General features: G+C 67.1%; 1 protein-coding gene. It reads left to right on the top strand.

What is annotated here, in order from left to right:
* The first annotated feature begins 5 nt into the window (after positions 1–5).
* Positions 6–16,382: a type I polyketide synthase gene (locus ALI144C_RS56740; RefSeq protein WP_076988121.1), complete on the top strand. Its 16,377-nt coding sequence runs from the start codon at positions 6–8 to the stop codon at positions 16,380–16,382.

Here is a 16,382-nt window from a genome sequence, read left to right as displayed (position 1 = left end):
AGCACATGGGGAACTCGCCGGAGAAGGTCGTTGACGCGCTTCGGGCGTCGCTGAAGGAAACGGGGCGCCTCCGCGAGCAGAATCGGCAGCTGGCGGCCGCCGCGCGGGAGCCGATCGCGATCGTCGGGATGGCCTGCCGCTATCCCGGCGGCGTCGGGACCCCGGAGCAGCTGTGGGATCTGGTCACCTCGAACGGCGACTCGATCTCCGAGTTCCCCACCGACCGGGGCTGGGACCTCTCGGCGCTCTACGACCCGGACCCCGCCCACCTCGGCACGGCCTACACCCGGCACGGCGGGTTCCTGCACGACGCGGCGGAGTTCGACCCCGGGTTCTTCGGGATCTCGCCCCGCGAGGCCGTCGCGATGGACCCGCAGCACCGGCTGCTGCTGGAAACCGCGTGGGACACGTTCGAGGACGCGGGAATCGACCCGACCACGCTGAAGGGCACCCGGACCGGCGTCTACGCCGGTGTGATGTACCAGGACTACGCCGAAGTGGTCGGCCAGGGCGACAACCTGGCCGAGGGCTTCATGGGGGTCGGCGGCAGCATCGCGACCGGCCGCGTGTCCTTCACCTTCGGGTTCGAGGGTCCTGCGGTGACGGTGGACACGGCGTGTTCGTCGTCGCTGGTTGCCCTGCACCTGGCGGCGCAGGCCCTGCGCACCGGCGAGTGCACGCTTGCGTTGGCGGGCGGGGTCACCGTGATGACCACCCCGCAGATCTTCGTCGAGTTCAGCCGTCAGCGCGGCCTGTCGGTCGACGGCCGCTGCAAGCCGTTCGCGGCCGCGGCGGACGGCACCGGCTGGGCGGAGGGCGCGGGCCTGATCCTGCTGGAGCGGTTGTCGGATGCTCAGCGCAATGGGCATCAGGTTCTGGCTGTGGTGCGGGGTTCGGCGATCAACCAGGACGGCGCGTCGAACGGGTTGACGGCCCCGAACGGTCCGTCGCAGCAGCGGGTGATTCGCCAGGCTCTGGCGAACGCCCGGTTGTCCGCCGACCAGGTCGACGTGGTCGAAGCCCATGGCACAGGGACTCCGCTGGGTGACCCGATCGAGGCGCAGGCTCTGCTGGCCACTTATGGTCAGGATCGCGCTGAGCCGTTGTGGTTGGGGTCGATCAAGTCGAACATCGGGCACACCCAGGCGGCTGCTGGAGTTGCCAGTGTGATCAAGATGGTTCAAGCCATGCGCCACGGCGTAATGCCGCGGACGCTGCACGTGGACGAGCCGACGCCGCACGTCGACTGGTCGGCCGGTGCGGTGGAACTGTTGACCGAGCAACGTGTTTGGGAGACCGACGGCAGCCCGCGCCGGGCAGCCGTTTCCTCCTTCGGTATCAGCGGTACGAACGCGCACGTCATTTTGGAGGAGGCGCCCGCTGAGGGTGTGGCGGATGTGCCGGTTTCCGGTGGTGTGGTGCCTTGGGTGCTGTCGGGCAAGACCCCGGAAGCGGTTCGGGCTCAGGCTGAGCGGCTTATGTCCTTTGTGGAAGAGCGGCCTGACCTGTCTGTCGCGAACATCGCCTACTCGCTGGTTTCTTCGCGTGCGGCGTTGGAATCACGCGCTGTGGCGGTGGGTTCGTCGCGGGATGAGCTGCTGGCGAGCCTGGCTGCCCTGCTGGACGATCCCGCAGCGGTTACCGCGCCTACTGGGCCGGGTGGCCGGGTTGTGTTGGTGTTCCCGGGTCAGGGTTCGCAGTGGGTCGGGATGGCCGAGGCCCTGTGGGAGTCCTCACCGGTTTTCGGGGCGCGGATGCAGGATTGCGCTGAGGCGCTGGCACAGCATGTTGATTGGTCGTTGCGTGAGGTAGTGGCTGATTCTGTTGCGTTGGCTCGTGTTGATGTGGTGCAGCCGGTGTTGTGGGCTGTGATGGTGTCGTTGGCTGAGGTGTGGCGTTCGTTGGGTGTGGTTCCTGCTGCTGTGGTGGGCCATTCCCAGGGTGAGATCGCTGCTGCGTGTGTCGCGGGTGCGCTGTCACTGGAGGACGGTGCTCGTGTTGTGGCGTTGCGCAGTCGGGCGATCTTGAAGTTGGCGGGTCAAGGCGGGATGGTTTCGCTGTCGTGTCCGCTGGAGATCGCGCGGGAAGTCTGTGCGAGTGTTGGCGCGTCGATCGCGGCGGTGAATGGTGCTGAGCAGATCGTGGTTTCCGGCACTGTCGCGGTGTGCGATCAGGTGGTCAGCGACTGTGAGCGGCGGGGGGTGCGGGCGCGGCGGATCGAGGTGGACTATGCCTCGCACTCGCCTCAGGTAGAAGGTCTTCGCGATGAGTTGCTAGATGTCTTGCGGCCGATCACGCCGGTCAAGGGCACGGTTCCTGTGGTGTCCACGGTGACGGGTGAGTGGTTGTCGGGCGAAGAGATGGACGCCGAGTACTGGGTGGACAATCTTCGGCGTACGGTGCAGTTCTCCGCAGCTATTGCGGATTTGCAGGCTCAGGGCTGCTCGACTTTCGTTGAGTCGTCGGCGCATCCGGTTCTGACCACGGCAATTGGCGACACGATCGCTGACGGTGTGGTGGTCGGGACGTTGCGGCGTGACCAGGGTGACCTGGCGCAGGTGCTGCGTTCGGCGGGGCAGCTGTGGGCTGCGGGCGTACCGGTGGATTGGGCCGGGTATCTCAGCACCGGTTGGCCCGAGGCGCGCAGGGTGTCACTGCCGACGTATGCGTTCCAGCGGCAACGGTTCTGGCCCGCTGCCGGTGGTTTTGGCGGAGACGCGTCCGGGCTGGGCCTGGGTGTGGTGGAGCACCCGTTGCTGGGTGCGGCCGTCTCGATCCCCGAAACCGGTGGCGTCCTGCTGACCGGTCGCCTGTCCGTGGATCTGTTGCCCTGGTTGGCTGATCACCGTGTCGCCGGGCATCTCCTGCTGCCGGGGACAGCCCTGGTCGAGCTGGCCATCCGCGCCGGTGACGAAATCGGCTGCCCCAGCCTCGATGAGCTCACCCTTCAGGCGCCGTTGGTGTTGCCGGAGTCCGGGGCGATGCAGGTGCAGGTCTGGGTCGACGCCCCCGACGAGCACGGCCGCCGCCCGGTCCGGATCTACTCCCGGGCGCACCAGCCCGACGACCCGACCACCGCGTGGACGCACAACGCCACCGGGACCCTCACAGACACCACTCCCGCCACCCCGCAACCGCTCGACGCGTGGCCACCGGCAGGCGCGACGCCGATCGATCTTGATGGCTTCTACGAACACACCGCGTCCGCTGGCCTGGCGTACGGGCCGGTTTTCCAAGGTCTAGGAAGCGCGTGGGAACACGACGGCAACCTCTACGCCGAAGTCGCCCTCCCCGAGGACACCGACGCCTCCCGCTACGCACTGCACCCCGCCCTGCTCGACGCGGCCCTGCACCCCTTGCTGACCACCAAGTCCACAGGCGGGACTCTCAGTCTGCCGTTCGCCTGGGCCGGTGTCGCCTTGTACGCGACCGGTGCCACCGCGCTCAGGGTGAAACTGACCCCGGAAGGCACCGACCGGTACGCCGTCCTGGTCGCGGATACCGCAGGCGCCCCGGTGGCCTCGGCCGACTCGCTCACCGTGCGTCCGCTGGCCGAAGGCGGACTGGACGGCCCGGCCCGGTCCGAGTCGCTGTTCACGGTGAACTGGGTGAAAGTTCCGCTCGGAGAAGCAGAGCCAGTCTCCTGCGCGGTCATTTCCGGCAGCGACGCACGACTCACCGCGGCCTTCCCGAACCTCGAAACCAGCACCGGCCTGGACGCGCTCCGCGACCTCGACGTCGTGCCCGAGTTCGTGTTCGCCGTGGTCCGCACGTCCGGCGACGACTCGATGGCGGCCAACGTCCGCGCCGCCACCACCGAGATGCTCGGCCTCCTTCAGGACTGGCTCGCGGAGGAGCGCTTCGACAGCAGCCGACTGGTCGTTCTCACCACCGGCGCGGTGCCCGCCCAGCCCGGCGAGCACATCCGTGACCTCGCCCAGGCCGCTGTCATAGGCCTGGTGCGGACGGCGCAGACCGAAAACCCCGGGCGGATCGTGCTCGTCGATCTCGACGACGACAGCACACCCCTGCCTGCCGCACTCGCGACCGGCGAACCGGAACTCGCCCTGCGCGGGGGCGTCACGTACGCGCCGAGGCTGGCCCGGGCCGCCTCGGGCGACGGGCTCGTACCCCCTGCCGACGAGTACTGGCACCTCGGGGTGTCGGAGCGCGGCTCGCTCGGGAACCTCGGCCTGTTCCCCTTCACCGAGGCCGCCGAGCCGCTCGGCGACGGCGAGGTGCGAATCGAGGTCCACGCCGCCGGGATGAACTTCCGGGACGCGCTCAACGCGCTGGGCATGTACCCGGGTGATCCAGGGGACCTCGGCGCCGAGGCCGCGGGCGTGGTGCTCGACATCGGTCCAGGCGTCACCGGGCTCGTGCCGGGCGATCGCGTCACCGGCATCATGGGCGGCGGGTTCGGCACCGTCGCCGTCACCGACCACCACCTGCTGGTGAAGATCCCGGACGACTGGTCGTTCGTGACCGCCGCGTCCGTGCCCGTCGTGTTCGCGACCGCCTACTACGGACTGGTCGACCTCGCGGACCTGCGGGCAGGCGAATCCGTGCTGGTCCACGCCGTCGCCGGCGGGGTCGGTATGGCCGCCACCCAGCTCGCCCACCACCTCGGTGCCACCGTCTTCGGCACCGCGAGCCGGGGCAAGTGGGCCACAGCCAACGCATGCGGTGTGTCGGGCGAACGGCTCGCGTCGTCGCGTGACCTGGGCTTCGAGGAGCAGTTCCGCGCTGCCACCGGGGGCGCGGGTGTCGACGTGATCCTGAACTCGCTGACGGGTGAGTTCGTGGACGCGTCGGCGCGGCTGCTGCCCCGGGGCGGCCGGTTCGTCGAAATGGGCAAGATCGACATCCGGGACGCGGCCGACGTCGCGGTGGCCTATCCCGGCGTGCGGTACCAGGCATTCGACGTGCTGGACGCGGGGAAGGTACGGCTCGGCGAGATCCTGGCCGAACTGATGCGGCTGTTCGAGGTGGGCGCGTTGCGGCCGCTGCCGATCACGGCATGGGACGTCCGGCAAGCGCCGGAAGCGTTCCGTCAGCTCAGCCAGGCGAAGCACACCGGCAAACTGGTCCTGACCACGCCGTCCGACTACGACAAGCAGGGCGCGTACCTGGTGACGGGTGCGAGCGGCGTGCTGGGCGGTGTCATCGCGCGGCATCTCGTCCGCGAACACGGTGTCAGCCGTCTTGTCCTGCTCAGCCGACGCGGCATCGACGCACCGGGCATGACCGAACTCCGGGACGAGCTCGTCTCGCTCGGCGCCGAAGTAGCCGTCACGGCATGTGACGCGGCCGACCGCGCGGCCCTGACCGGTGTCCTCGAAGGACTACCGGAAGGCTGGTTGTTGCGTGGTGTCGTGCACTCGGCGGGCGTGCTCGACGACGGCGTCCTCGGTTCGATGACCCCGGAGCGGATCGACGCGGTCCTGCGGCCGAAGGTGGACGCGGCCTGGAACCTGCACGAGCTCACCACCGGGCTGGACCTCACGCACTTCGTGCTGTTCTCCTCCGCGGCCGGGACCTTCGGAACCGGTGGGCAGGCCAACTACGCGGCGGCAAACGCTTTCGTCGACGCCCTCGCGTCGCGACGCCGTGCCGCCGGGCTCCCGGCGACCTCGCTGGCCTGGGGCCTGTGGGCCGACGCCAGCGAGATGACCGGCCAGATGACCGAGCGGGACGTGAGCCGGGTCGGGTCCAGTGGCCTGTCCCAAGCCGAGGGCCTGGCGGCGTTCGACGCCGCACTGGCGCTCGGTGACCCGGTCGTGATCCCGATGAACCTGCGACTCCCACCGGCTTCCGCCGCGACGCCCGCGTTGTTGCGCGGGCTGGTACGCGGCGCGAACCGCCGTACCGTCGAAGCGGGACCCGGTTCGTTCGACGCGTTGCGGCGCCGCCTCGAAGTACTCGACCAGCCAGGCCGGGTCGAGCTGGTCATGGACCTCGTCCGGGCACAGGCCGGAGCCGTGCTCGGCTACGGGTCGGCCGACCAGATCTCGCCCCGGTTGGCCTTCAAGGACCTGGGTTTCGACTCGCTCACCGCGGTCGAACTGCGCAACCGGCTGCAAGCGGCGACGGGTCTGCGTCTGTCGGCCACCCTGGTCTTCGACTTCCCGAACGCCACCGCGCTCGCCACGGAACTCGTCACCCAGTTGATCGGTGACGAGCGGGCCACGGCGGCCCCGGTGGCGACAGTGCCGACGGTGACCGCGTCGGACGAGCCGATCGCCATCATCGGCATGGCCTGCAACCTGCCCGGCGGCGTGCGCACCCCGGACGAACTCTGGGACCTGGTCGTCCGCGGCGAAGGCGGGATCACCCCGTTCCCCACCGACCGGGGCTGGGACGTCGAGAACCTGTACCACCCGGACCCCGACCACCCGGGCACCTCCTACACCCGCGAAGGCGGCTTCCTGCAGGACGCCGGTGACTTCGACCCCGCGTTCTTCGGGATCTCCCCGCGTGAAGCACTCGCGATGGACCCGCAGCAGCGGCTGCTGCTCGAAGTCTCCTGGGAGGCACTGGAACGAGCCGGTCTGGACCTCGACGAGCTGCGTGGCAGCCGGACCGGTGTGTTCGCGGGCCTGACCTACCACGACTACGGCAGCCGTCTGGAAGACGAATCGGACACCGCGATCGACGGTTTCGTGGGGTCGGGCAACTCCGGCAGTGTCGTGTCGGGCCGTATTTCGTACACGTTCGGGTTCGAGGGTCCTGCGGTGACGGTGGACACGGCGTGTTCGTCGTCGTTGGTGGCATTGCACTGGGCGATGCAGTCGTTGCGTAGCGGTGAGTGCACCATGGCGTTGGCCGGGGGCGTCACCGTCATGGCCACGCCTACGGCGTTCGTCGATTTCAGTCGGCAGCGTGGTTTGGCCGCTGACGGTCGTTGTAAGGCTTTCTCCAGCACTGCTGACGGCACCGGTTGGGGTGAGGGTGTCGGCATGCTCGTGGTGGAGCGGTTGTCCGATGCTCAGCGGTTGGGGCATCGGGTTTTGGCGGTGGTGCGGGGTTCGGCGATCAATCAGGATGGTGCGTCGAATGGTTTGACGGCGCCGAATGGTCCGTCGCAGCAGCGGGTGATTCGTCAGGCTTTGGCGAATGCCGGTGTTGCTGCTTCGGACGTCGACGTTGTCGAGGCTCACGGCACTGGTACCACGTTGGGTGATCCGATTGAGGCGCAGGCGTTGTTGGCGACGTATGGCCAGGATCGCGGCGGTGACCCGTTGTGGTTGGGTTCGGTCAAGTCGAATCTTGGTCATACGCAGGCGGCTGCTGGTGTTGCTGGTGTGATCAAGATGGTGCAGGCGATGCGGCATGGTGTGTTGCCGCAGACGTTGCATGTCGATGAGCCGACTCCGCATGTGGATTGGTCTGAGGGCAATGTCGAGCTGTTGACTGAGTCGCGTGTTTGGGTCACCGACGGTCGGCCGCGTCGGGCTGGTGTGTCGTCGTTCGGGATCAGTGGCACCAACGCACACGTCATCCTGGAGCAGGCTCCTAACAGCCTTGCGGCGGAGGCACCGAATGTCTCCGGTGTGGTGCCGTGGGTGCTGTCGGGCAAGAACTCGGAGGCGGTTCGGGCGCAGGCTCTACGGTTGCGGGCGTTTGTGGAGGATCGTCCTGGGTTGTCCGTGGTGGATGTGGCCTACTCGCTAGCGACTACGCGTGGGGTCATGGATCAGAGGGCCGCTGTTGTAGGCCCTACGCGTGAGGATCTTCTGGCGGGCCTTGCGAGTGTCAGTGTGGTTGGTGAGTCTGGTCGGGTTGGTGTGGTGTTCACGGGTCAGGGTGCGCAGTGGGCCGGGATGGCTGCTGGCCTGTACGGCAAGTTCGACGTGTTCACGGAGGCCGTGGACGAGATCTGCGCTCTGATGGGCCTCGAGCCGTCGGCGGTGACCGACCCGGATGCCGTGGTGGACCCGACCGGTACCGCGCAGCGGGTGCTGTTCATGATCGAGGTCGCGTTGTGGCGGCAGTTGCAGGCTTGGGGTGTGAAGGCTGAGGTTGTTGCGGGTCATTCGGTGGGTGAGATCTCGGCTGCTCATGTGGCCGGGGTGTTGTCTCTTGAGGACGCTTGTGTTCTGGTCTCGGCCAGGGCGAAGTTGATGCAGGCCTTGCCCGAGGGTGGCGTGATGGTGTCCGTTGCCGCCAGTGAGGACTCCGTGGCTCCGTTGTTGGTCGATGGTGTGTCGATCGCCGCGGTCAACGGGCCGACGTCGGTGGTGCTCTCTGGCCCTGAAGCATCGGTCACCGCAGTGGCGGACGCATTGGCTGCCGGAGGTGTGAAAACTCGCGAGCTGCGGGTGAGTCATGCGTTCCATTCGGCGTTGATGGAGCCGATGTTGGCGGACTTCGCTGACGCGATTTCGGGTATCGATTTCGGGATACCGAGTCTCGCTGGGGTTTCTACGGTGACCGGTGCGGCGGTCACAAGTGAGTGGAGTGATCCGGAGTATTGGGTGCGTCAGGTTCGTGAGCCGGTTCGGTTCGCCGATGCCATCACGACTCTCGCTGCGGGTGTGGGCGTGGTGTTGGAGATCGGGCCGGATGCGGTGTTGTCGGCGATGGGTCCGGACAACGTTTCCGGTGACGTGGCCTTCATCCCGACGCTACGCCGCAACCGCGACACCGAAACCGAGCTCGTGCAGGCGTTGGCGCGGCTGCACACCCACGGCGTGACCGTCGACTGGAAGGCTTTCTTCGCTCCCTACAAACCTTCCCGGGTTGAGCTGCCGACGTATGCGTTCCAGCGGCAGCGGTTCTGGCCTACCGCGGGGCGGTCGCGCGGCGACGCGTCCGGACTGGGTATGGGCGTGGTGGAGCACCCATTGCTGGGTGCGGCGATGGCGTCGGCGGAGTCGGACCGTGTGGTGCTGTCGGGCCGGATCTCGTTGCGCGAACAGTCGTGGCTTGCTGATCATGTGGTCGCTGGTGTGGTGTTGTTGCCGGGGACTGCGTTCGTTGAGATGGCTGTGCGGGCTGGTGACGAGGTCGGGTGCACCCTGGTCGAAGAACTGACTTTGCAGACCCCGCTTGTTGTGCCTGACGCCGGTGCGGTGCACGTACAGGTTATCGTTGGCGAACCAGGCGAGACCGGTCGGCGCAGTATCGATGTCTACTCGCGTCCTGCGGACAGTGTTCAGCGGGAGTGGGTTCTGCATGCGAGCGGCACGTTGACCAATGGCGCTGCCGGTGTGGGGCAAGGGCTGGTCGAGTGGCCGCCTGCCGGTGCCACTCGGATCGACGTGGACGGCTTCTACGACCAAGTCGCCGACCATGGTTTGGTCTACGGGCCGGTGTTCCAGGGACTGCGGAAGGCATGGCGTCGCGGCGAAGAACTCTTCGCCGAGGTTGCCCTCGACGATTCGGCCGACGGGGATGTGCGGGCGTTCGGGATTCATCCGGCTTTGCTGGACGCTGCGCTGCACACTCTTCTTTTGAGGGACGGAAAGGCGGCCGATGCGGGTCCGTCGTTGCCGTTCTCGTGGAGTGGTGTGTCGTTGACGGCCAGTGGGGCATCGAGTGTGCGGGTGCATGTTCGTGCCGATGGCGCTCTGCTTCTGGCTGACAGCACCGGTGCGGAACTGGCTACAGTGGATTCGTTGGTCACGCGTGTGCTCGACGCTGCGTCTCTACAGGCCTCCGTGCGCACCGAGTCGCTGTTTGCGGTGTCGTGGTCGCCGGTTTCTGCGGTGGCTGGCGATGTCACTGGCAACTTGTTGCGTGCGACTGGTGATTCTGATGTGCGGGCTCGTACGGTGTGGGCTCTGGGAGAGTTGCAGGAGTGGTTGCGTTCTGGTGAGGGTGTTCTGGTGGTGGCGACTTGTGGTTCGGTCGCCGCGCTGGACGGTGACCAGATCGTTGATCTGGCTGGGTCTGCCGTGTGGGGTTTGGTGCGGTCGGCGCAGTCGGAGCACCCGGGCCGGTTCGTTCTGCTGGACACCGACACCCCAGAGGCCCTGGACACTCTCGATCTTGCCGAGGTTGTGGCCACCAGTGAACCCCAACTCGTCCTGCGTGGTGGTGTTCTGTATTCAGCTCGCCTGAATTCAGTTACTGCGAATGCAGGCGGCGGTTGGGGCGACGGGTCCGTTTTGATTACGGGTGCGTCGGGCGCACTGGGTGGCGTGGTCGTTCGCCATCTGGTTGAGCAGGGTGTGCCGGGTTTGGTGTTGGTGAGTCGTCGGGGTGGTGATGCGCCGGGGATGGCTGAGCTGGTCGAGTGGGTTCGTGGCCGTGGTGTGCAGGTGTCTGTCGCGGCGGCGGATGTGGCCGACCGCGAGCACGTCGAGATGGTCCTCGGGCTGGCGCCTGTGGGTCTGCCGGTGACCTCGGTGGTTCATGCGGCTGGTGTGCTGGATGACGGGGTTGTGGAATCTCTTACTCCGCAGCAGGTTGAGGCGGTTCTGGCGCCGAAGGCCGACGCTGCGTGGAATCTGCATGAGGCCACCTTGGGTCTGGATTTGTCGCGGTTTGTGTTGTTCTCGTCGGCTGCGGGTGTGTTCGGCAATGCTGGGCAGGCGAATTATGCGGCGGCGAATGCGTACCTTGACGTTCTTGCCGCGTATCGGATTGGCCGAGGTTTGCCTGCGGCGTCGTTGGCGTGGGGTCTGTGGCAGCGAGGTATGGCCGATTCGCTCAACGAGAGCGACCGCCGCCGACTTGGACGCGCGTTGTCGGATGAGGAGGGCATGGCTCTCTTTGAGCTAGCCAGCGCTGGCGGGGTGTGGGTTCCCACTCACCTGGACCTCGCCGGGTTCACGGCCGGGGCTGCCGAGGTTCCTGCATTGCTGCGGGGGTTGGTGCGCCGCCCGACCCGCCGGGTGAGCCGATCCCATGACACTGAACTTGCTACCCGTTTGTCCGGTTTGGATGCTGTTGGGGCGCATGCGGTGTTGATGGACATGGTGTGCGCGGAGACCGCTGCGGTTCTGGGGTTCACACGGTCCGAGCAGGTCGACCCGGCGCAGTCGTTCGGCGAGATCGGTTTCGACTCGTTGACTGCGGTGGAGTTGCGTAACCGGCTGAGTGCCGCTACCGGCGTCCGTCTACCCGCGACCTTGGTGTTCGACTACCCCAATCCTGAGGCGCTGGCCGGTTTGCTGGTTGAAAAGCTGGTGGTGGGTAGGGGTGGTCTGGGGTTGGTTGTGGGGGCGGAGTCCGCGACTGTAGGGGAGCCGATCGCGATTGTGGGGATGGCCTGCCGGTATCCGGGTGGCGTCGGTTCGCCTGAGGAGTTGTGGTCTGTGTTGTGTGGCGGGGGTGATGTTGTGTCGTTGTTCCCCACGGATCGTGGGTGGGATGTCGAGGGCTTGTATCACCCGGATCCTGATCACCCTGGGACGTCGTATGCCCGTGAGGGTGGTTTCCTGCACAACGCTGCGGAGTTCGATGCTGGGTTCTTCGGTTTGTCTCCGCGTGAGGCGGTTGCGACTGATCCGCAGCAGCGGTTGTTGCTGGAGACGTCGTGGGAGGCTTTTGAGAGTGCTGGGATCGACCCGAGGTTGGTTCGGGGTAGCAAGACTGGGGTGTTCGCCGGGGTGATGCACTACGACTATGCCTCGGTGGTCGGTAACGCGATCGAGTCCGGTGAAGGGTTCGTCGGGACCGGTGCGACGGGCGGTGTGTTGTCCGGCCGTGTGTCCTACACCTTCGGGTTCGAGGGTCCTGCGGTGACGGTGGACACGGCCTGCTCGTCCTCACTGGTGGCCCTGCATCTGGCTGCGCAAGCCCTGCGGCAGGGCGAGTGCGATCTCGCGTTGGCCGGTGGTGTGACGGTCATGGCGACCCCAGGAGTGTTCGTCGGGTTCAGCCGTCAGCGTGGGTTGGCACCCGATGGTCGTTGCAAACCCTTCGCGGCTGCGGCGGACGGCACCGGCTGGGGCGAAGGCGTGGGCATGCTGCTGGTGGAGCGGCTGTCGGACGCGAAGCGGAACGGGCACCCGATTCTGGCTGTTGTCGCGGGTTCGGCGGTCAACCAGGATGGTGCTTCCAGTAGTTTGACCGCTCCGAATGGTCCGTCGCAGCAGCGCGTGATCCGCCAGGCCTTGGCCAATGCTGGTGTGTCAGCGTCTGATGTGGATGCTGTGGAGGCGCATGGAACCGGCACCACCTTGGGTGACCCGATCGAGGCGCAGGCTCTGCTGGCGACCTATGGCCAGGATCGCACCGAGCCGCTGTGGCTCGGATCGATCAAGTCGAATATCGGGCACACGCAGGCGGCTGCTGGTGTTGCTGGTGTGATCAAGATGGTGCAGGCGATGCGGCATGGTGTGTTGCCGCGGACGTTGCATGTCGATGAGCCGACGCCGCATGTGGATTGGTCTGAGGGCAATGTCGAGTTGCTGACTGAGTCGCGTGTTTGGGACACCAACGGTCGGCCACGCCGCGCGGGCGTGTCGTCGTTCGGGATCAGTGGCACCAATGCTCATGTCATCTTGGAGCAGGCTCCGGATACGCCTGTGGTGCCGGGGCCGGTTTCCTCTGGTGTGGTGCCGTGGATTCTGTCGGGCAAGAGCTCGGAGGCGGTTCGGGCGCAGGCTCTGCGGTTGAGGTCGTTTGTGGAGGACCGTCCTGGGTTGTCCGTGGTGGATGTGGCCTACTCGCTAGCGACTACGCGTGGGGTCATGGATCAGAGGGCCGCTGTTGTAGGCCCTACACGTGAGGATCTTGTGGCGGGCCTTGCGAGTGTGGATGTGGTTGGTGGGTTTGGCCGGGTTGGTGTGGTGTTCACGGGTCAGGGCGCTCAGTGGGCGGGCATGGCCGCAGGTCTCTACGGCAAGTTCCCGGTGTTCACCCGGACTGTGGACGAGATCTGCGCCCTGATGGACCTGAGTCCCGCTGTGGTGACTGACCCGGATGCCGTGGTGGACCCGACCGGTATCGCACAGCGGGTGCTGTTCATGATCGAGGTCGCGTTGTGGCGGCAGTTGCAGGCATGGGGCCTGAAGGCTGAGGTTGTTGCGGGGCATTCGGTGGGTGAGATCTCGGCTGCTCATGTGGCCGGGGTGTTGTCGCTGGAAGATGCTTGTGTTCTGGTCTCAGCCAGGGCGAAGTTGATGCAGGCCTTGCCCGAGGGTGGCGCGATGGTGTCCGTTGCCGCCAGCGAGGACGCCGTGGCTCCGCTGGTGGTCGATGGTGTGTCGATCGCTGCAGTGAACGGCCCGGCTTCAGTGGTGCTGTCCGGCATCGAGTCCGCGGTTGACCAGGTACTCGCCGGGTTGGATGTGAAGACCCGGAAGCTGCGGGTGAGTCACGCGTTCCACTCGGCGTTGATGGAGCCGATGCTGGCGGACTTCGCTGACGCGATTTCGGGTATCGAGTTCGGGACACCGATTCTCAACGGGGTTTCCACGGTTACCGGTGCCGCGGTCTCGGATGAGTGGAGTGACCCGGGTTATTGGGTGCGTCAGGTTCGTGAGCCGGTTCGGTTCGCGGATGCCATCGCGACTTTTGCGGCGGGTGTGGGCACGGTTTTGGAGATCGGGCCGGATGCGGTGTTGTCGGCGATGGGGCCGGACAACGTCCCCGATGTGGCCTTTGTCCCGACTTTGCGGCGCAATCGCGACACGGAGATCGACCTGGTCCAGGCGTTGGCGCGGCTGCACACCCACGGCGTGACCGTCGACTGGGAGGCGTTCTTCGCCCCCTACAAGCCGAACAGGGTCGACCTGCCCACCTACGCCTTCCAACGACAGCACTACTGGCCGTCCGCAGCACCGCTGCGCGGTGACGTGGCCACTGCGGGCCTGGGTGCTGTGGAGCACCCGCTGCTGGGTGCGGTGATGACGTCGGCGGACTTGGACCGTGTAACGCTCTCGGGCCGAATCTCGTTGCGGGAGCAGCCGTGGCTCGGTGATCACGTGGTCGCCGGGATGGTTCTGTTCCCGGGTGCGGCGTTTGTCGAAATGGCTGTGCGAGCTGGTGACGAGGTCGGGTGTGACCTGATCGAGGAACTGACCCTGCGGACCCCGCTCGTGTTGTCCGGTGCTGTGCACCTCCAGGTCACGCTCGGCGAACCCGACGAGAACGGCCGTCGCGGCATCGACATCTACTCCCGACCGGAAGACCAGCCGGAATGGACCCACCACGCCACCGGAACTCTCGGCAACGGTGCCGCGGGTATGGGGGAGGGCCTGACGGAGTGGCCGCCTGCCGGAGCCACCCGGATCGAGGTGGACGGCTTCTACGACCAGGTCGCCGACCACGGTTTGACCTACGGGCCGGTGTTCCAGGGACTGCGGCAGGCATGGCGTCGCGGCGAAGACCTCTTCGCCGAGGTCACGCTCGACGACTCCGGTCACACCGAGGCTTTCGGTATCCACCCGGCGCTGCTCGACGCCGCACTCCACACCCTCCTGCTGAAGGCGGGGGAGACCGGTGAGCCGGGTCCGTCGCTGCCGTTCTCCTGGCGAGGTGTGGCGCTGAAAGCCAGCGGCGCGTCCGGCCTGCGGGTTCATGCCCGGGCTGACGGCACGCTGCTGCTCGCTGACAGCACCGGTGCCGAACTGGCCACAGTGGACGAGCTGCTGACCAGGACGCTCCCGCTCGGACAGCTGCAACACGCCCCGCAGCCGATGTACCGGGTCGAATGGCGTCCCAGCACGCACGCCGCCGGAGATCCGGTCGCGGTCGGGTTGTTCGAGGTCGATGACCTCGGCCTTGCGGACACACTGTCCACAGTCGACGAACCACCCAACGCTGCGTTCCTCTCGCTCGCTGCCAGCGAACAAGACCCGGCAGCATCGGCACACACGCTGACGCACCGGACACTGGCGGCTCTGCAGGCGTGGCTTGCCGAGGACCGCGGTGAGACTGTGCCGTTGGTCGTCGTGACCAAGGCAGACGACCTGGCTTCGGCTGCGGTACAGGGGCTCGTGCGGTCCGCGCAGTCCGAGAACCCCGGTCGGTTCGTGCTCGTCGACATCGACGAAAAGGGTCTGACAGCGGACGTTCTCAGCGCGGTCCTCGCCTCCGGTGAGCCGGAGGTCGCCGTGCGTGGCTCGGAAGTCCTCGTGCCACGGCTGGTCAAGGTGGCCGGACGGCCGTCCCGGATCGAACTCGACACCGACGGCACAGTGCTGGTCACCGGTGCGACCGGTGTTCTCGGCAGGCGGTTCGCCCGGCACCTGGTCAGCGAGTACGGCGTGCGACGGCTCCTGCTCGTCAGCCGCAGCGGGTCGGACGCCCCAGGCGCAGGCGAACTCGTGGACGATCTCACCGGCCTCGGCGCGGAAGTCGTTGTCGCGGCCGCTGACGTGGCGGACCGGGACGCCTTGCGGACGCTGCTGGACAGTGTGGAGCACCCGATCACGGCCGTTGTGCACACCGCGGGCGTGCTGGACGATGGCGTGCTCGCCTCGCTCACGCCGGAGCGGTTCGACACCGTCCTGCGCCCTAAGGTCGACGCCGCGTGGAACCTCCACGAGCTCACCGCTGACCTGCCGCTGCGCGCTTTCGTCCTGTTCTCCTCGGTTTCCGGTGTGCTCGGCGGTCCGGGGCAGGCGAACTACGCGGCGGCGAACGCGTTCCTCGACGCGCTGGCCAGTCATCGCAAGGCCGCTGGTCTTTCGGCCACTGCGCTGGCGTGGGGACGGTGGGCCGAAACCAGTGCGATGACCGGCGGCCTGTCCGACGCGGACGAGAAACGTATGGCCCGCTCCGGAATGGGCGCGTTGTCCTCGGCCGAAGGTGTCGCGCTCTTCGACGCCGCGCTCGGTATGCCGGACGCGCGACCGGTGCCGGTGCGGCTGGAGATCGCCGCGTTGCGTGCACACGCCGACGCTGGGTTGCTGCCGCCTGTGCTCACCGGAGTTCTGCCCAGCGCGGCCCGGCGACGGACGGCGTCCGCAGCGGTGTCGAGCGCGGATTTGGGCGCACGGCTTGGTGCGATGCCGGAGAAGGAAGCCTTTGCCACGGTGCTGGACCTCGTGCTGTCCGCGGTACGGGATGTGCTCGGGCACGTCAGCGTCGACGCGGCAGCGTCCTTCAACGACCTCGGATTCGACTCGCTGACCGCCGTCGAGTTCCGCAACCGGCTCACCGGGCAGACCGGGCTCCGGCTTCCGGCCACGCTGATCTTCGACTACCCGACCGCCGAGGCGCTCGGCCGGTACCTGCACGCCGAACTCGTCGGCGCGCAGACCGGGCAGCCGTCCGCGCTGACCGCGTTCGCCGATCTCGACCGGTTGGAGTCGGCGCTGGCGGGCATCGACGACGTGATCGCGCGGGACCGGATCACCGGCCGGTTGCGGGACCTGCTCGCACTGTTCAGCAGCGCACCCGAAACCGCCGACGCCGTCGCGGGGCGGATGGCGACCGCCACCGACGACGAGATGTTCGCCTTCATCGACGGCGACGCCTGA

Origin of the sequence: Actinosynnema sp. ALI-1.44 (assembly GCF_001984155.1) — a bacterium.
GTDB lineage: Bacteria > Actinomycetota > Actinomycetes > Mycobacteriales > Pseudonocardiaceae > Kibdelosporangium.
This window is presented reverse-complemented; position numbering and strand designations above follow the sequence as displayed.